This is a genomic window from Yinghuangia sp. ASG 101 (genome assembly GCF_021165735.1).
Lineage (GTDB): Bacteria > Actinomycetota > Actinomycetes > Streptomycetales > Streptomycetaceae > Yinghuangia.
Genome location: NZ_CP088911.1, coordinates 5,995,480 through 6,014,024 on the forward strand (window position 1 = coordinate 5,995,480; position 18,545 = coordinate 6,014,024).

The 18,545-nt window shown below is 73.9% G+C and carries 12 protein-coding genes and 1 pseudogene; 11 read left to right on the forward strand and 2 right to left on the reverse strand.

The genetic code is table 11. The features are described 5' to 3' along the window. Positions 1 to 196 precede the first annotated feature (196 nt). Positions 197 to 1,837 (forward strand): murein biosynthesis integral membrane protein MurJ, encoded by a 1,641-nt coding sequence (gene murJ, locus LO772_RS25740; RefSeq protein WP_231774409.1) that lies wholly within the window; start codon positions 197 to 199, stop codon positions 1,835 to 1,837. Positions 1,838 to 1,925: 88 nt separating this feature from the next. Continuing rightward, positions 1,926 to 3,062 carry a glycosyltransferase family 4 protein gene (locus LO772_RS25745; RefSeq protein ID WP_231774410.1) on the forward strand — a complete coding sequence of 379 codons (1,137 nt, stop codon included), beginning with the start codon at positions 1,926 to 1,928 and terminating at the stop codon, positions 3,060 to 3,062. A gap of 21 nt (positions 3,063 to 3,083) precedes the next feature. Here the strand turns inward: LO772_RS25745 and LO772_RS25750 are convergent, their stop codons facing one another. After that, entirely contained in the window at positions 3,084 to 4,985 is a 1,902-nt protein-coding gene (locus LO772_RS25750; RefSeq protein WP_269453091.1) for a glycoside hydrolase family 15 protein, read from the reverse strand. A gap of 384 nt (positions 4,986 to 5,369) precedes the next feature. Between LO772_RS25750 and LO772_RS25755 the strand changes: the two genes are divergently transcribed. Both LO772_RS25755 and LO772_RS25760 read left to right on the forward strand, forming a co-directional pair. After that, positions 5,370 to 7,076 carry a CTP synthase gene (locus LO772_RS25755; protein WP_231779720.1) on the forward strand — a complete coding sequence of 569 codons (1,707 nt, stop codon included), beginning with the start codon at positions 5,370 to 5,372 and terminating at the stop codon, positions 7,074 to 7,076. A gap of 101 nt (positions 7,077 to 7,177) precedes the next feature. Beyond that, the gene (locus LO772_RS25760) at positions 7,178 to 7,837 is read left to right on the forward strand and encodes an NUDIX domain-containing protein (RefSeq protein WP_231774411.1); all 660 of its coding nucleotides are present in this window, start codon (positions 7,178 to 7,180) and stop codon (positions 7,835 to 7,837) included. 365 nt (positions 7,838 to 8,202) lie between these two features. On the opposite strand, the gene LO772_RS25765 is transcribed toward LO772_RS25760, so the two are convergent. After that, positions 8,203 to 8,865: a TetR/AcrR family transcriptional regulator gene (locus LO772_RS25765; RefSeq protein WP_231774412.1), complete on the reverse strand. Its 663-nt coding sequence runs from the start codon at positions 8,863 to 8,865 to the stop codon at positions 8,203 to 8,205. An 81-nt stretch (positions 8,866 to 8,946) separates the two neighbouring features. On the opposite strand from LO772_RS25765, the gene LO772_RS25770 reads away from it, so the two are divergent. The 7 genes and pseudogenes from LO772_RS25770 to scpB form a co-directional block, all read left to right on the forward strand. Beyond that, the gene (locus tag LO772_RS25770; protein ID WP_231774413.1) at positions 8,947 to 9,765 is read left to right on the forward strand and encodes an SDR family oxidoreductase; all 819 of its coding nucleotides are present in this window, start codon (positions 8,947 to 8,949) and stop codon (positions 9,763 to 9,765) included. 193 nt (positions 9,766 to 9,958) lie between these two features. Beyond that, complete coding sequence (locus LO772_RS25775) at positions 9,959 to 12,043, forward strand: tetratricopeptide repeat protein (RefSeq protein WP_231774414.1); 2,085 nt, start codon at positions 9,959 to 9,961, stop codon at positions 12,041 to 12,043. Positions 12,044 to 12,260: 217 nt separating this feature from the next. Next, positions 12,261 to 13,376 (forward strand): alanine dehydrogenase, encoded by a 1,116-nt coding sequence (gene ald / locus LO772_RS25780; RefSeq protein ID WP_231774415.1) that lies wholly within the window; start codon positions 12,261 to 12,263, stop codon positions 13,374 to 13,376. A gap of 865 nt (positions 13,377 to 14,241) precedes the next feature. Then, positions 14,242 to 15,309 (forward strand): ParA family protein, encoded by a 1,068-nt coding sequence (locus LO772_RS25785; RefSeq protein ID WP_331717268.1) that lies wholly within the window; start codon positions 14,242 to 14,244, stop codon positions 15,307 to 15,309. Beyond that, on the forward strand, positions 15,294 to 15,950 hold the full coding sequence (locus LO772_RS25790; RefSeq protein WP_231774416.1) for a hypothetical protein: 657 nt from the start codon (positions 15,294 to 15,296) through the stop codon (positions 15,948 to 15,950). Before LO772_RS25785 ends, LO772_RS25790 begins: the two co-directional genes overlap by 16 nt. A 226-nt stretch (positions 15,951 to 16,176) precedes the next feature. Then, the gene (locus LO772_RS25795; protein ID WP_231774417.1) at positions 16,177 to 17,472 is read left to right on the forward strand and encodes a segregation and condensation protein A; all 1,296 of its coding nucleotides are present in this window, start codon (positions 16,177 to 16,179) and stop codon (positions 17,470 to 17,472) included. A gap of 470 nt (positions 17,473 to 17,942) precedes the next feature. Further along, positions 17,943 to 18,461: pseudogene (scpB, locus tag LO772_RS25800) on the forward strand (SMC-Scp complex subunit ScpB); the annotation flags it as partial. Positions 18,462 to 18,545: the final 84 nt, after the last annotated feature.

An 18,545-nucleotide genomic window follows, 5' to 3' on the forward strand; every position in this document is an offset into this window, starting at 1 on the left:
ACGGTGTGGCGCGGGAGAGCCCGATGACCGGCCCGGCGGTGCGGATACGGCCCGGCGGGACGGTCGGCCCGTCCGGGAACCCGCCGGAGCGGGGGTTCCGGCACCGGGCCGCCGACGACGCAGGCCCGCGCCGCGCGGCCTGCGCCACCGATCCCGCCGTGTCGCGTTCGGCCCACGCCGTCGGACAAGGGGCGGCGTGACGGTCGGCACGCCTCCGCAGCCCGCGCCCGAGTCGCCCCCGCGCCGCCGTACGCCGCGCGGGCTCGCCGGCGCGGCCGTGGTCATCGCCGTCCTCACTGTCCTCGCGCGCGTCGCCGGGTTCGGCCGGCAGATCGTCTTCAATGCCGCCGTCGGCCAGAACAACGTCGGCGACGCCTACACCACCGCCAACTACGTCCCCAACATCGTCTTCGACGTCGTCGCCGGCGGAGCGCTCGCGAGCCTGGTCGTGCCCCTGCTCGCGGGGCCGCTCGCCCGCGGCACCGTCGACGAGGTCCGCCGCACCGCGTCCGCGCTGCTGACCTGGACCGTCGTGGTGCTGGTGCCGGTCACCGTCACCGGGGTGCTGCTCGCCGGGCCGCTCATGGACGCGCTGCTGCGCGACAAGGGCGACGTGCCCGGCATGTCCGGCCTGGCCACCGCGTTCCTGACCGCGTTCCTCCCGCAGATCCCGCTCTACGGCCTGGCCGTGGTCTCCGCCGGGATCCTCCAGGCCCACCGCCGGTTCACCGCCGCGGCCGTCGCGCCGCTCGTGTCCAGCCTCGTCGTCGCCGCCGTGTACCTGGTGTTCGCGGCCGGCTACCACGGCACCGGGGACGACCCCGGCGCGGTCCCGCGGAGCGGCGAACTCGTGCTCGGCCTCGGCACCACCGCGGGCGTGCTCGCCCTCGCGCTGTGCACCCTCGTCCCCCTGCGCGGCACCGGGATCCGGCTGCGCCCCACCCTGCGCTTCCCCGACGGCGTCGCCCGGCGCGCGCGGATGCTCGCGCTCGCGGGCGTCGCCACCCTGGTCGCGCAGCAACTCGCCACCGTGACCGTGCTGATCCTGGTCAACGCGCACGGCCCGGCGGGCGGCGCGGTGACCTACCAGAACGCGTGGATGGTCTACGGCCTGCCGTACGCGGTCCTCGCCGTGCCCATCGCCACCAGCGCCTTCCCCCGCCTGAGCGCCGCCGCGCACGAGGACGACCACGACGGGTTCGCCGCCACCGCGGCGGCGACGACGCGCGCGGTGCTGCTGGTGTCGTTCGCGGGTGCCGCGGTACTGGTCGCCGCGGCGTACCCGGTGGGCGGGTTCTTCGCGGGCCTGGGGGGCGCCGACGCGGACGTCGACCCGGCGGTGCTGGCCCGCGCGCTCGTCGCCTTCGCCCCCGGCCTGGCCGGGTACGGCCTGATCGCGCACCTGGGCCGGGCGCTGTACGCGCGCGGGCACGGGCGGGCGTCGGCGGGCGCGGTGGTCCTGGGCTGGGCCGCGGTGGTCGCCACCGACCTCGTGCTGGTCCCCGCCGTCGATCCCGGGTGGAGCGTCGCCGCGCTCGGCGCCGGCAACACCGTGGGCATGACCGTGGCGGGGGTGCTGCTGGTGGCCGCCACCGCCCGGGCCGCGGGCCGTGCCGCGCTGCGCGGCGCCGCCCGGGCGACCACGGCCGGCCTGGTCGCGGCGGCGGTGGGAGGCGCCGCGGGCGCCGGCCTTGCCCAGGTGTGGGGAACGGGCGGTACGGTCCACTCGTTGCTCGCGGGGACGACCGCGGCGATCGTCGGCGCGGCCGTGTTCGCGGCCGTGGCCTGCGCACTCGCCGGCCCGGACGCGCGGGCCCTGCTCGCCCGGCGGCGCTGACCGGCGGGCTCGGCGACAGGTGCGGAAAGCGGGCGCCCGGGTGCCCGTGGGAACGATGTCGGGTGGTGTCGGGTGGTGAAGGAGAACCGTGGCTGACGGGACGTCACAGGAACGCGCCGGCAATCCGGCGCGGCTGCGCGCGGTGCTGGTGCTGGGCACGGCCGCCGGCGGTGTGGGGGTGCATGTCCGGTCCCTCGCACGGGGGTTGGCGGCACGCGGGGTGGCCGTGACGGTCGCCGGGCCGGCCGCGGCCGAGGAGCACTTCGGGTTCGCCGGGACCGGCGCGCGGTTCGCGCCCGTCGAGATCTCCGCCGGGCCGCGCCCCGTCGACCGGGCGGCCGTGCGCGCGCTGCGCGAAGCCTGCGCGGACGCCCATGTCGTCCACGCGCACGGGCTGCGCGCCGGGCTCGCCGCCGCCGCGGCGATCGGCCGCCGCCCGGGGCGGCCCGGGCGCACCCCGCTGGTTCTGACCCTGCACAACGCGGTCCTGGCGAGCGGGCCCAAGGGGGTGCTCGCGCGCGTGATGGAGGGCCGTGCCGTGCGGGCCGCCGACGTCGTGCTCGGGGCCTCGTCCGACCTGGTCGACCGGGCCCGCGCGCTCGGCGCCGTCGACGCACGGCTCGGCCCGGTCGGCGCGCCGCCGCCCGCCGCCCGCCGCGACGGGCGCTCGGTGCGTGCCGAACTGGGCGGGGGCGAACGCCCCGTCGTGCTGGCGGTCGGCCGCCTCGCGCCGCAGAAGGCGTACCCGGTCCTGCTGGACGCCGCCGCGGCATGGAAGACCCGCGCCGAGGTGCCGCTCGTCGTCATCGCCGGCGACGGGCCGCTGCGCGACGCGTTGCAGGGCCGTATCGACGCCGAGGACCTGCCCGTCCGGCTGCTGGGCCACCGCGACGACGTCGCCGACCTCTTCGCCGCCGCCGACATCGCGGTCCTGCCGAGCCGCTGGGAGGCCCGCTGCCTGGTCGCCCAGGAGGCGCTGGCGATGGGGGTGCCGCTGGTCTCGACCGCCGTCGGCGGCATCCCCGAACTGGTCGGGGACGCCGCCGTGTTGGTCGACTACGGCGACGCCGAGGCGCTGGCCGAAGCCGTCGCCGCCCTGCTCGACGACCCCGGCCGCCGCGCGTCGCTCGCCGAAGCGGGCCGCGCGCAGGCGCTGACCTGGCCGGACGAGGACGACACCGTGGCCCAGGTCCTCAGCGTGTACGAGGAGCCCGGGCCGCGATGAGCGGGGTGGCGGGAGAGACCGTCACCCCTGGGCGTGGTTCCCGGCGGCGGCCTCCGCGGCCTCGGCCGCGGCGGCGCGCTCCTTGCGGTCGGCCTTGCCGGCCTCCTCGCGCTGCTGTTGCTGCCACAGCGCGGTCAGGCGCAGCGCCGTGTCGATCAGCGGCACGTGGCTGAACGCCTGCGGGAAGTTCCCGACCTGGCGCTGCAGGCGCGGGTCCCATTCCTCGGCGAGCAGGCCGAGGTCGTTGCGCAGCGCGAGCAGGCGTTCGAACAGCTCGCGGGCCTCGTCCAGGCGCCCTATCATCGCCAGGTCGTCGGCCAGCCAGAACGAGCAGGCCAGGAACGCCCCTTCGTCGCCGGGCAGGCCGTCCAAGCCGATGCCGTCGCCGTGCGTCGGGTACCGGCGTACGAAGCCGTCCTCGGTCAGCTCGTGCTGGATCGCCTCGATCGTGCCCACCACGCGCTTGTCGTCGGGGGGCAGGAAGCCGACCTGCGGGATGAGCAGCAGCGCCGCGTCCAGCTCGCGTGAGCCGTAGTACTGCGTGAAGGTGTTGCGCTCGGCGTCGTAGCCGTACTCGCACACCTCGCGGTGGATCTCGTCGCGCACGGTCCGCAGCTGGTCGAGAGTGCGCTCGTCGGCTCCGGCGCCGGCAAGGGTGTCGGTCTCCAGCATCTTGATCGTGCGGTCGACCGCGACCCAGGCCATGACCTTGGAGTGCACGAAGTGGCGGCGCGGGCCCCGGACTTCCCAGATGCCCTCGTCGGGGTTCCGCCAATGATCGCCGACGAAGTCCATGAGGCGCAGCTGCAGCTGGTGGGCGTTGTCGTGACCCTCCATGCCCGCCATGCGGCCGTGGTGCAGCGCGTCGACGACCTCGCCGTACACGTCGAGCTGGAACTGCTCCGCGGCGGCGTTGCCGATCCGGACCGGTCCCGAATTCTCGTAACCGGGCAGCCAGTTGGCCTCGTACTCGGTGAGCCTGCGCTCGCCGCCGACGCCGTACATGATCTGCAGGTTCTCTGGGTCGCCGGCCACCGCGCGCAGCAGCCACTCGCGCCATGCCTTCGCCTCTTCGAGGAAGCCGGTGCGCACGAGCGCGGACAGCGTCATCGCGGCGTCGCGCAGCCACGTGTAGCGGTAGTCCCAGTTGCGGACGCCGCCCAGGTCCTCCGGCAGCGACGTGGTCGGGGCGGCGACGATGCCGCCGGTGGGCGCGTACGTGAGCGCCTTGAGGGTGATCAGCGAGCGCACGACGGCGTCGCGCCAGGGCCCCCGGTAGGTGCAGCGGTCGACCCACTCGCCCCAGAACCGCTCGGTGTCGTCGAGGGCCGCCTCGGGGTCGGTGGTCAGCGGCGCCTCGACGTGGCTGGGCCACCAGTTGAGGATGAACGCGTGGCGCTCGCCGGGGGCGACGGTGACGTCGGCGTAGGTCGTCATGCCGCGCCCGTACGCCTCGGCCTCGCTCTGCAGCCAGACCGCGTCGGGCCCGGCGACCGCGACCGTGCGGCCGTCGGTGTGGCGGCGCACCCACGGCACGACCTTGCCGTAGTGGAACCGCATGCGGATCTCGGAGCGGACCGGGACGTGTCCCGATATTCCCTCGACGATGCGCACGATGGTCGGCGCTCCGATGAGCGCGTCGGTGGGCGGCATGAAGTCGATGACTCGCACCGAGCCGCGCGGGGTGTCCCACTCGGACTCCAGGATCAGCGAGTCGCCCCGGTAGCGGCGGCGGGTCGCCTGGCCGCCGGAGAGCGGGGCGATGCGCCAGTAGCCGTTCTCCTCGGTGCCCAGGAGGCCCGCGAGGACCGCGGGCGAGTCGAAGCGGGGGAGGCAAAGCCAATCCACGGAGCCGTCACGCGCCACCAGGGCCGCGGTCTGCATGTCCCCGATGAGGGCGTAGTCCTCGATGCGATTGCTCACGCGGAATCCGTCCTGCCTTGTACGGCCGTCGCGCTGTTCTTCAGGCGGTGATGGGAGAGTTTGAGGGAGGTCGGCCGGGCGTGCCGCCGATGCACGGCGGTCGCTGCGGACCCCTGATCAGAGTAGTCCACTCCAGTCCGTGATGAGACCCGTTCCGTGACTCTGCGTGGCCTACGTAAGGGAGTTCGTTGGGAACTGTCCGGTTTTTCTAGGGTTTGCGGCGGGGTTGGTCACGCTCTGAATATGGTGGATCGTCCTACGTGGTGGTGTCACTCGTACGGGCGACGATGGCGTAGTCCGCTGTTAGTCTGGTCGCCCGTGGACTTCTAGGGACCACATTCCCTCGCTCGTCAACACGACCCCCACGGGAGCCCCTCCTTGGCAGTGCCCCAGACGCCCGGCAGTTCTACGCGCGGCGCGCGACCGTCCCGCACCCGGCCGACCAAGCATCTCTTCGTCACCGGGGGGGTCGCCTCCTCCCTCGGCAAGGGGCTCACCGCGTCCAGCCTCGGCGCCTTGCTGAAGGCGCGCGGGCTGCGCGTGACGATGCAGAAGCTGGACCCGTACCTCAACGTGGACCCGGGCACGATGAACCCGTTCCAGCACGGCGAGGTCTTCGTCACCAACGACGGCGCCGAGACCGACCTCGACATCGGCCACTACGAGCGCTTCCTCGACGAGGACCTGCACGGCTCCGCGAACGTCACCACCGGCCAGGTCTACTCCTCGGTCATCGCCAAGGAGCGGCGCGGCGAATACCTCGGCGACACGGTGCAGGTGATCCCGCACATCACCAACGAGATCAAGTCACGCATCCGCCAGATGGCCGAGCACGACGTCGACGTGGTGATCACCGAGGTCGGCGGCACGGTCGGCGACATCGAATCGCTCCCGTTCCTGGAGTCGGTGCGGCAGATCCGCCACGAGGTCGGCCGCGACAACGTGTTCTTCCTCCACGTGTCGCTGCTGCCGTACATCGGCCCCTCCGGCGAGCTGAAGACCAAGCCCACCCAGCACTCCGTGGCGGCGCTGCGCTCGATCGGCATCCAGCCCGACGCGATCGTGCTGCGCGCCGACCGGGCCGTGCCGACCGACATCAAGCGCAAGATCTCGCTGATGTGCGACGTCGAGGAAGAGGCCGTCGTCGCCGCGATCGACGCCCCGTCGATCTACGACATCCCCAAGGTGCTGCACGCCGAGGGGCTGGACGCGTACGTCGTGCGCAGACTCGGCCTCAACTTCCGCGACGTCGACTGGTCGACATGGGACGACCTGCTGCGCCGCGTGCACCAGCCGGAGCGCGAGGTCACCGTCGCACTGGTCGGCAAGTACATCGACCTGCCGGACGCGTACCTGTCGGTGACCGAGGCCATCCGCGCGGGCGGCTTCGCCAACAACGTGCGGGCCACCGTCAAGTGGGTCACCTCCGACAACACCGCCACCCCCGAGGACGCCGCGCGCGAGCTGGCCGACGTCGACGCGGTGCTGGTCCCCGGCGGATTCGGCGACCGCGGCGTGGAGGGCAAGGTCCAGGCGATCCGCTACGCCCGCGAGAACCGCATCCCGACCCTCGGCATCTGCCTCGGCCTGCAGTGCATGGTCATCGAGTCGGCGCGGACGCTGGCCGGTCTGGAGCGGGCCAACTCGCTGGAGTTCGACGCGGACACCCCCCACCCGGTCGTCTCGACGATGGCCGACCAGCTCGACATCGTCGCGGGCCAGGGCGACCTGGGCGGCACGATGCGGCTCGGCGAGTACGAGGCCCGCTTCGCGGAGGGCTCGATCGCCGCCGAGGTGTACGGCGCCGACCACGGCTTCGAACGCCACCGCCACCGCTACGAGGTCAACAACGCGTACCGCGAGCGGCTGGAGGCCACCGGCCTCGTGTTCTCCGGCCTCTCGCCGGACGGCCGCCTCGTCGAGTACGTCGAGCTGCCGCGCGACGTCCACCCGTACTTCGTCGCGACCCAGGCCCACCCCGAGCTGAAGTCGCGCCCGACCCGGCCCCACCCGCTGTTCGCCGGCCTGGTCGCCGCCGCGGTGCGCCGGGTCGCCGGCGAGGAGCGCGCGACGGTGGAAGCGGCGCCCTGACGCACCGGGATCACGATCGGGGCCGGAAAAGCACCGCTCGACGGGCCCTTTCCGGCCCCGATCGTGATCCCTTCCCCGCGCGGCGTACTACGTTGTGCGGCATGGACGACGACGCACAGCCCGCCGACGGCGGCACCAGGTCCCGGTTCACCGACGCCCCCGAGGAGTGGCCGGTCGTGGGCGGGGAGACCCCGTACGAAGGCCGCGTCGCCGGGCTGCGCAGCGACCTGGTCGAGATGCCGGACGGCACGATCGCCCGCCGCGACTACCTCGTGCACCCGGGGTCGGTCGGGGTGCTGGCGCTCGACGACGCCGATCGCGTCCTGGTGCTGCGGCAGTACCGGCACCCGGTCCGCCACAAGCTGTGGGAGATCCCGGCGGGGGTGCTGGACATCCCCGGCGAGCACCCCCTCCTGGCCGCGCAGCGCGAACTCTACGAGGAAGCGCACCACAAGGCCGACGACTGGCGCGTGCTCGTCGACTTCTACACCTCGCCGGGCTCCTCCGACGAGGCCATCCGGCTCTTCCTCGCCCGCGGCCTGTCCGAGTCAGACGGCGAGCGCTACGCCGCGCATGCCGAGGAGTCGGACCTCGAGGTCGCGTGGGCACCGCTGGACGAGATCGTCCGCCTCGTCCTCGCCGGTGCCGTCCACAATCCCACCCTGGTCACCGGCGCTCTCGCACTCGCCGCCGCACGCACCGGCGCCGGCCTCGACAGCCTGCGCCCCGCGGAAGCACCCTGGCCCGCCCGGCCGTTCTGAGCACCGCCGGGAGTGCCGCCCGCGCGCGGGGGAGGCACTCCCGGCGCGGCGTCCGGCGATGCCCACGTCCGTGGCGCCGCGTCTCGTCCGGCCCTGTCGTGCCACGACGTCGGTCGGGTGGTTCGGGCGTTCGGCGGCAGACCGGGCGGGGACGCCTTCGCCGCGTATGCCCGTGTCGGACCTGCCGCCCGTCGAACGACCGAACCGCCGCGACGCCGTCGGGCGGTTTCGGTGCCCGCCTCCCGCCGCGCCGAGCCGACGCGACGCCGATCGGGCGGTGTCGTCGGCCGACGCCCGCCGTCCCGCCGCGGACGGCCCTCTCCCACCGCGTCGCACCGCACGGCTCGGGAGGGTGACCGCGCGGCTCACGCCCGCGGCCACACCGCGCGCAGTGCGAGGTCGGCCGCCGCGTGGAGTTCGGCGGCGTCGGCGCCGTCTCGGCTGCGTTGCGACATGCCCTGGATGACCAGGGCGAACCAGCCCGCGAGCGCGGCCGGATCCGCGTCGCCGGGCAACTCGCCCTCCTCGACGGCGCGCGCCAGGCGGGCCTCGAAGACCCCGAGATTGCGGTTCCGCAGTGCGCGCAGATACCGCTCGACCTCCGCGTTCTGCGGGGTGACGTTGGTGGCCGCGCAGATGGTGAGGCAGCCGCGCGGGTGCGAGGGGTCGGTGTAGATCTCGGCCGCCTCCCGCAGGATGCGGGCGAACGCGTCCCGCGCGGTGGGTTCCTGCGCGAGCGCCTGCCCCATGAACACCCCGTACGGCGATCGCCCGTAGGCCTCGACGGCCTCCTCGAAGAGCTTGCGCTTGTCGCCGAACGCCGCGTACAGGCTGGGCGGTTTGATGCCCATCGCCCGGGTGAGATCGCCGATCGACGTCGCCTCGTAGCCGTTCTCCCAGAACAACCGCGTCGCCGTGGCCAGCGCCTCGTCGCGGTCGAAGGCCCGGGGACGGCCCGAGGGCTTCCTCGGGCCGGCCGCTGTCCGGGGGTGCCGTGTCGTCGTGTCCTTCCGCTGATCCGTCGCCATGCCCCCAGTTTATAGCGACCGCTACAAAATCGATGCTACGGTGATTATGTAGTCGTCGCTAAACAATGAGAGGGGACAGCCATGTCCGCGTCCACACGCTCCGTTTCGGCCCCCGTCACCGCCGGGAAGCTCTCCGGCAAGGTCGCGCTGGTCACCGGCGGCAGCCGCGGCATCGGGCGCGCCGTCGCCGAGCGCCTCGCCCGGGACGGCGCCGTCGTGGCCGTCAACTACGCGACCAACGAGACCGCGGCCCGCGAGGTCGTCGCGGCGATACGCGCCGACGGCGGCACCGCCTTCCCCGTCCGCGCCGAGCTGGGCCCCGCCGGGGACGGCGGCGCCCGGGACCTGTGGACGGCGTTCGACTCCGGCCTCGCCGAGCACGTGCCGCAGGCCGCGCCGGGGCTGGACATCCTCGTCAACAACGCCGCCGTCGCGACGAGTTCGTCGCTGTACGAGCTGTCTCCCGGCGAGTTCGACACCGTCTTCGGCGTCAACGTCAAGGCGCCGTTCTTCATCGTCAAGGAGGGCCTGGACCGGCTGCGGGACGGCGGGCGGATCGTCAACATCTCCAGCGGCGTCGTCCGCATCGCGCTGCCCGAGATCATGACCTACTCGGCCACGAAGGGCGCGCTCGACGTCTTCACGCGCCACCTGGCCAAGGAGCTGGGCCCGCGCGGCATCACCGTCAACTCGGTCGTCCCGGGCATCGTCGACACCGACACCAACGCCGCCTGGCTGCGCACGGATCCGGAGAAGCGCGCGTGGGCGGCGGCGTTCTCCGCCTTCGACCGGGTGGGCGAACCGGACGAGATCGCCGACGTCGTGGCGTTCGCGGCCTCGGACGACGCCCGGTGGGTCACGGGCGCGGTGTTGGACGCGACGGGAGGATCCGGGCTCTAGTCCCTCCCCGCAGCCACCGACCGGCGGCTCCGGCGCGCCCGGGTCGGCCCGCGTGCCCACCGCCTTCCGCGGGCGTACTTCTCGCGTGGTTCGCTACCCTGCGCAGCAGGACTTTCGGGGGGTGGACAGGGGGTCGTCGGCGGTGTTCACGGGTGGTGAGGCGGCGGCGCCGGGCGGTGGCGCCGGGGCCGCCGTGCCGCCGACCCGTGTCGGCGACGACGCGGCGGTCCCGACCGTCCGCCTCGGCCCCGCGCAACTGCCGCCCATGCCCACCGAGTTCGTGGGCCGCGCGGACGAACTGCGCACGTTGTACGGGTGGGTCACCGGGCCCGGCGCCGCCGTCCCGGTCCACGGTGTCGCCGCCCGAGCGTCGCTGCTGCCGCCCGACCGGGTCGTGTCGATCTCCGGGCCGCCCGGGATCGGCCGCAGCAGCCTCGCGGTGCTCCTCGCCCACCGGCTCGCCCCGCACTTCCCCGACGGGGTGCTGTACGCCCGCCTGACCGGCGCCCGCGGGGAGACCGTCGCCCCCGCGGAGGTGCTGGAGGCGTTCCTCCACGCACTCGGCGACCGCGAGCCACCGGGCGGGAGCGACGACCGATCGGGGCGCTTCCGGGAGCTGCTGGTCGACCGGCGCATCCTCGTGCTGCTCGAAGACCTCACCGGCACCGCCCAGTTGCGCCCCCTGCTGCCCGAGAGCCCGACCGCGCTGGTCGTCGTGACGTCCGTGGGCCCGCTCACCGGCCTGGGCCGGGCCGCGGCCGTCCGCGCGTGCGCGCTCGACGTCCTCGACCACCGGGCCGCGGCCCAGCTGCTCGGCGACCTCGCGGGGCACACCCGCGTCGCCTGCGACCCGCGCGCCGCCGACGAGCTGCTGTCCCTGTGCGACTACCACCCCGCCGCGCTCAAACTGGCCGGCGCGTGGCTGCGGGCCCGGCAGCGCTACGCCCTCGCCGACGTCGGCCGGCGGCTGCGCGCCGAGCGGCTGCGGCTGCACGGTTCGTGCGACGACACCGAACTCGCGTTGCGGGCCTGCTTCACCCTCGTCCACCGCGAGCTGGTCCCGTCCGCCGCGCGCCTGCTGCGCCTGCTCGCGCTGGTGCCCGGGCGCGAGTTCGGGCCGGACGCCGCGGCGGCGCTGGCCGACTGCGGCCCCGACGCCGCCGCGCGGTCGCTCGCGGAACTGTGCGAGCTTCACCTGCTGGAGCCGGGCGCGATACCCGGCCGCTACCGCTTCCACGAACTGCTGCGCGGCTATGTGCAGGAGTGCCTGGACGCCGAGGAGCGCCCGGGGGAGCGCCGGTCCGCCCGGGTGCGGCTGCTGGACCGCTACGTGCGCCTGGCCCGGGCCGCCGAGCACACCATCGCCGGGCGCGGCGACGACGTCCCGGCCGACGTGCGCTTCGCATCGGCCGCCCACGCGCGCGCGTGGCTGCGCGAGGAACGCCCCGAACTGCTGGCCGCCGCCCGGGTCGCGGGGGCGGCCGGTCTGGACGGCCCCACGCGGCGCCTGGTGGCCGTCCTGACCCGTCTGCTCGACCGGCGCGCGCACTGGCGCGACGTCCGCGAGCTGCACGAACTGGCGCTGGCGGCGGCGCGGCGCCACGGATCGGGCCGTCAGGAGGCGGTCGCGCTGCTCAACTTGGGCAACCTGCACGTGGCCCGTGCGGAGCTCGAACAGGCGCTGTCCTGCTACCGGGCGGCCCTCGAGGTGTCGCGGTCGATCGCCGACCCCGCCGGTGAGGGCCGCGCGATGGTCAACCTGGGCAACGCGTACGCCGACCTCGGCGACCTGCAGCGCGCCGCCGACTGGTACGACCGCGCGCTGCTGCTGCGCCGCACGGTCGGCGACGAGGAGGGCCAGGCGCGCGTGCTCTCCCACCTCGGGCGCCTGCACGCGCGCATGGGCCGCTTCGAGCAGGCGCTGCGCGACCACCGCGCCGCCCTCGGGGTGCGCCGCAGGCTCGACGAACCCGCCGAGGTGGGCCGGGTCCTCGTCGACATCGGCTCGTGCCTCGGCGACGCCGGCCGCACCCGCGAGGCGCTGACCGTCTACCGCGATGCCCTGGAGTCGTTCCGGGCGGCCGGCGACGAGCGGCTCGAGGCGCTCGCGCTGCTGCGGACCGCGGATCTCTCGGAGGACTCCGGCGATCCGGGCGAGGCGCACGCCCGCCGCCGCCAGGCCCTGGCGCTGCTGTCGGACGTCCCGCAGGCCGACGCCGTGCGGCGACTCCTCGGCGACGGCTCCGAGCCCGCCGGGCCACCCGCGCGGGTGGACTGACCGGCGCCTCGCACGGGTAGCGGTCGCGCGTCGCCTCCTCTTCCACGGGCCTGCGAAACAGCAAGATGCCGCGTCTGAAATTGGCACTTTGCAAGGTTGTCGGCCGGTTGGAGCCGCATTAACCTAGGTGGCCTCGGTGGTCGGACGTCCGCGCCGACGCACCGGCGCGGGTCGGCGGACGCCGTCGCCAACCGTGCACGGAAGGACGTGGACAACCGTGAAGGTCGCCATCCCCAGCGAGGTCAAGAATCACGAGTACCGGGTGGCGATCACCCCGGCCGGCGTGCACGAATTGGTGCGCCACGGCCACGAGGTCTTCGTGCAGCACGACGCCGGGCTCGGCTCGTCGATCCCCGACGAGGAGTACACGGCGGCGGGTGCGACGATCCTGAAGACCGCCGACGAGGTGTGGGACGCCGGCGAGCTGGTCCTCAAGGTCAAGGAGCCCGTCGCCGAGGAGTACGGGCGGCTGCGGGCGGGCCGGACGCTGTTCACGTACCTGCACCTCGCGGCGTCGCGCGCGTGCACCGACGCGCTGCTGGCCGCCGGCACCACCGCGATCGCGTACGAGACCGTCCAACTGCCCGGCGGCCGGCTCCCGTTGCTGGCCCCGATGTCGGAGGTCGCGGGCCGTCTCGCGCCACAGGTCGGGGCGTACCACCTGATGCGGCAGGGCGGCGGGCGCGGCACGCTCATGGGCGGGGTGCCGGGGGTATACGCCGCCAGGGTCGTCGTGCTGGGGGCGGGCGTCTCGGGCCGCAACGCGGCGGCGATCGCGCTCGGCATGCACGCCGACGTGCTGCTGCTCGACCGCGACACCGAGGCGCTGCGGCGGGCCGACGACCTCCACCAGGGGAGGCTGCGCACGCTCACCTCCAACGCCTACGAGATCGAACGCGTGCTGCCGGAGGCTGACTTGGTGATCGGCGCGGTACTGGTGCCGGGCGCGAAGGCGCCCAAGCTGGTCTCGAACGACCTGGTCGCGCGGATGAAGCCGGGCTCGGTCCTCGTCGACATCGCGATCGACCAGGGCGGCTGCTTCGCCGACTCGCGGCCCACCACGCACGCCGACCCGGTGTTCACGGTGCACGACTCGGTGTTCTACTGCGTCGCCAACATGCCGGGGGCGGTTCCGCGGACCTCCACGTTCGCGCTGACGAACGCGACGCTGCCGTACATCCTCGACATCGCGAACAAGGGCTGGCGGCGCGCGTGCCGGGACGACGCGGCTCTCGCACTCGGGCTCACGACGTACGACGGGGCGGTCGTCAACGCCGCGGTGGCGCAGGCGCACGGGCTCGACCGCGTGGACGTGTCCCTGCTGTCGGGCTGAGCGGCGCGAAACGGCCGCGACAGGTTGCCCGCGGCGGGTGCCGGCGCGCCCGGGCGTACCGCATGCGTGTCGATCCAGGGTGAAATCAGGCCGTTTTCCGGTACGTCCCGTGGTGCGCGTCCCGCGCGCGGAACACCGCCCGGCCTGCGCGGAGGCGTTGCCCGCGCGGGGATCCGGGGTGAGGCGGTGTGGCGTGATCTCCTCGGCGGCGTACCGGATATCGATGATGTCGCCTTGTCTGCACATACGGTGTTGCGAACCGGGCGGAGGACGTGAACCACGTGTCCCACCGCCCGGTTCGCACCGCACAAGGCGCGGGGATGACCGGCGAGCGTGTGTCCGGTCTTGATCGCACCGATCGGAATCGGTCTCCCGACGCAGGGGAGTTCGGGAGTCCGTACGGCGATGCGACCGCCGCGGCAACGCACTTCCACAGACCGCGTGTTGCGCGGAGTGAAATCCGGACGAGCCCGCGGAAGGGCTGTGCGGATACCCGAATTGTCAAAGAACCACGGTGAAATGCCTCGTTGACGATCACTGACGACCACGTGCGCATGTTCGTTGGCCGCACTTGAGCGAGTCGGCCTGACCAGTGCAGCTTCCCACCCCCGGGCTCTTGACGGAACCGGTGCGATGTTGCATGGGTCGGGCGGTTCGCCTTGCTGCGACCATGCGACACGCCATAGAGTCGCGATCCGTCAGTAAGGATCGTCACGCTGACGAAGCAAGAAATGGCCTGGTCGGCAAGGAGGTAAGACGACTTGTGAATGAGTCGACATTTGCTCCCGGGGGTGCCCAGCCGGCGTCGGCCCAGGCCCCCCGTGGGTCGGTTCAGGGCTCAGGCCCTGCCGCGGAGCAGCAGGGGATGCGCGACGCCGCGCTCCCGTCGACGGCCGACCAGGCGGGTGCCCAGGGCAGTGCGGGCGGCGAGCAGGAAGCCGACGAGTACGCGTACGACATGTACTACTACGACGACGAGCTCCGGTACGCCGAGGAGTTGCGCGGGGGCCCGTTCGACCCCGACGCCGACTACGAGCCTGACCCCGAGTACGCCGCCACGCTCGCCCCCGACGCCGCGACCCAGCGCCGCGAACGCGTCGGCCCGACCGGTCGCCCGCTGCCGTACTTCCCCGTTCCGGGGCCGGTCTCCGAGCACGGCCCCGCGAAGATCATCGCGATGTGCAACCAGAAGGGCGGCGTCGGCAAGACGACGTCGACCATCAACCTGGGTGCCGCGCTCGCGGAGTACGGACGACGCGTGCTGCTGGTGGACTTCGACCCGCAGGGCGCGCTCTCGGTCGGCCTGGGCGTCAACCCGATGGAGCTCGAACTCACCGTCTACAACCTGCTGATGGAGTCCCATCTCAGCGCGGACGACGTCCTGCTCAAGACCATCATCCCGGGCATGGACCTGTTGCCGAGCAACATCGACCTGTCCGCGGCCGAGGTCCAACTGGTCACCGAGGTCGCCCGCGAGACCACGCTCGCGCGCGCGATCCGGCCACTGGTGCAGGACTACGACTACATCATCATCGACTGCCAGCCGTCGCTCGGCCTGCTCACCGTCAACGCGCTCACCGCCGCGGACAGCGTCATCGTCCCGCTGGAGTGCGAGTTCTTCGCGCTGCGCGGTGTCGCGCTGCTCACCGAGACGATCGAGAAGGTGCACGAGCGCCTCAACCCGAACCTCGTGCTCGACGGCATCCTGGCCACGATGTACGACGTGCGCACCGTGCACGGCCGCGAGGTCCTGGCCCGGGTCGTCGAGGCGTTCGGCGAGCAGGTCTTCCACACGGTGATCGGCCGCACCGTCCGGTTCCCGGAGACCACGGTCGCCGGCGAACCGATCACGACGTACGCGTCGAACTCCGTCGGAGCCGCCGCGTACCGCCAGCTTGCGAGGGAGGTGCTCGCCCGGTGCCGCGCCGAGTGAGTCTGCCGGGCGCCGACGAGTTGTTCCGTACCACCGGGGGAGCCACACTGACGTCCCGTCAGGCGGCCGACGCGGCGGGGACGGCCGACACGGCGGCCCCCGGAACCGGATCGGGTGCCTCCGCAGCCGCGGCGGGCACCACCGCCGGCGCCGGTTCCGAGAGCAACGGCCGCGGCACGGTGCCCGCACCGTCGTCCGGGCCGGACGCGGAGTCGGCCCCGGCCGCGTCGCAGAACACCCCGGCGCGCGACCAGGAGCCCCCCGCCGCGCCCGCGGGCGGGCCGTCCGCCCCGGAGCAGCGCGTGGCTCCCGCGGTCGTCCCGGCGCCGTCCCGCGAGCCGGGCTCCGCGCCGCCCCCGGCCGCCCCCGCCCCGCGCGCGGCTCCGCGCCGGGGCCGCGCCCCCCGGCGCCCCAGCGGCCGCGAGCGCCACGACGAGAAGATCACCGTGTACGTGTCGGCCGAGGAACTCATGGACCTCGAACACGCACGGCTCACCCTGCGCGGCGACTTCGGGCTCGCCGTGGACCGCGGCCGGATAGTGCGGGAGGCCATCGCCGTCGTGCTGGCCGACCTGGAGGCGCGCGGCGAGACAAGCATTCTGGTGCGCCGGCTGCGCGGCGGGCCGGGCCCGGGGCACTGACCCGGCACCCTTCGGCGGGCCGAGCCGACGCCTCCCGGCGGGAGAGGCGGGCCGCTCGTACGGGACAACGTCCCGACATCGACGAACGGGGGCGGGACCGCCACGGAGTCCGAGGACTCCGTGGTAGTCCCGCCCCGTCGCTTATGTCCGACAAAAAGTGAAAATCCGTGTGCGGACGGCGGGGCGTCCTGTCGCATGTGCCACCCGCCCAGCACCATGGAACGCGATGTCCACTCCGACCCCCCGCCCGCGCGCCCGCCGCAGCCTCGGCCGAGGCGGTGCCTTCCCCGGCGGCCCCGCGCCCGCGCACGCGCCGGAGCACGCGCCGGACGCGGCGGAGGACGTATCGGCCGAGGAAGCGGTCGAAGCGGCCGGGATCGACACAAGCGGCCCCGAGCATCGACCAGTGACGGACACCGCCGCGGAGACGAGCCGCGGCACGTCCGACGGCCACGCGACCGACAGCCTCGCAGCCGGGACGCCCGAGGCGGCGACGGAGACCGCCGCGCCCGCGACCGGTGCCGTGTCCGGCGGCGCGGTCGCCCCGAGCGCCGTCACAGCCGATCCGGCCCTCGCCGCGGTCGACGACGCGGGCTCCGCCCCCTCCGGTGCCGTGGCCGCCGCCGACGGCGCCGCGGGGACCGCATCCTCCTCCCAGCCGTCCGGCCCGGGCCGCCACGACGGCTTCGCCGTGCGCCTCGACAACTTCGAGGGCCCGTTCGATCTCCTGCTCAACCTGATCGCCAAGCACAAGCTCGATGTGACCGAGGTGTCGCTGTCCAAGGTCACCGACGAGTTCATCGGGTACATCCGCGCCCAGGGCGCGGACTGGGATCTCGGCGCGGCGACCGAATTCCTCGTCGTGGCCGCGACGTTGCTCGACCTCAAGGCCGCGCGGCTGCTGCCCGTCGCGGAGATAGAGGACGAGGAGGACCTCGCGCTGCTGGAGGCCCGCGATCTGCTGTTCGCCCGGCTGCTGCAGTACCGCGCGTACAAGGAGATCGCGTCGATTCTCGACGAGCGCTGGGCGGTGGAAGGCCGCCGCTACCCGCGCGCCGTGCCGTTGGAGGAGCGCTTCACCGGCATGCTGCCGGAGCTGGTGCTCGACGTGGACCCGGAGAAGTTCGCGCGGCTCGCGGCCCGGGCGATGACGCCGAAGAGCCCCAAGATCGTCTCGATCGAGCACATCCACGTGCAGCGCGTCAGTGTCCGCGAGCAGTCCGCGATCGTCGTCGAGCGCCTGCGCACCCACGGGGCGCTGACGTTCCGCGCGCTGACCGCGGACTGTCCCGACAACCTCCACGTCATCGCGCGCTTCCTGTGCCTGCTCGAACTGTTCCGCGAGGCGGCCGTCGGCTTCGACCAGGTGGAGGCGCTCGGCGAACTGCACGTGCGGTGGACCGGCGGCGACGAGGACGCGCCCGAGGTCGGCGCCGAGTTCGACGAGCAGGACGGCGCGGGCGAGCCGGGCGCGAGCACGCACACGAGCGGATCCGGGGAAGCGGAGGAGCGGGAGCGATGACCGACGACGGGTTCTGGATCGAGCCGCCGGACGACGCCCCGCCCGCGACGGCGGGAGGCGACACCCCGGCGACGGACACCGCCGCCCTGCCGACGCAACGCGAACACGCGCTCCCCGACGCCGCCCCCGACCCCGCCGCGCCGGAGGCCGCACCGACCGTCGGCCCGCAGGCCGCCCCGGACACCCGACCGGGCACCGCCCCCGAAACCGCCCGCCACGGGATCGGCCGGCAGCCGCCCCCGGCCACCGAGCCCGACGCCGGACCCGACGCGGCGCCCACCGCCGCCCTCGTCCCGCAGGCGCCCCCGGGCACGGCCGCACGGCGCGAACCCGAGGCCGATTCGGACGACGTGGCGAGTGTGGCCGCTTCGCAGGCCGTTTCGGGCACCGCGACGGATGCCGTCGACGCCGTCGTCCCTTCGCATCCCGTCGGCCCCGACCTCCTCAAGGCCCGTCTCGAAGCCGTGCTGATGGTCGTCGAGAATCCCGTCCCGGACGTCGTGCTCGCGCAGGTTCTGGAGCAGCCCACCGAGGCGGTCCTCGCCGCGCTGCGGGAGCTGTCCGCGGAATACACCGCCCAGGGGCGCGGTTTCGACCTGCGCCAGGTCGCCGGCGGCTGGCGCTTCTACACCCGGCCGGAACACGCCGAGGCGGTCGAGAAGTTCGTGCTCGACGGCCAGCGGTCCAAGCTCACGCAGGCCGCGCTGGAGACGCTCGCGGTGGTCGCGTACCGCCAGCCGGTCAGCCGCGGCCGGATCTCCGCGGTTCGCGGCGTCAACTGCGACGGTGTGATGCGCACGCTGCTCGCGCGCGGCCTCGTGGAGGAATACGGCGTCGAACCGGAGTCCGGCGCGTTCCTCTACCGCACGACCGACTTCTTCCTGGAGCGGATGGGCCTGGTCAGCCTCGACGAACTGCCCGATCTCGCACCGTTCCTCCCCGAGGTCGACGCCCTCGAAGCGGAGACGGAAGGCGGGTTCGACGGCTTCCCGCGAAGCTCGCGCCGGGGGCCGGTGGCGGGCGGGGGCACGGAAACCGGGGATACTGGTGGGGACAACCCCGCGGCGACGGCC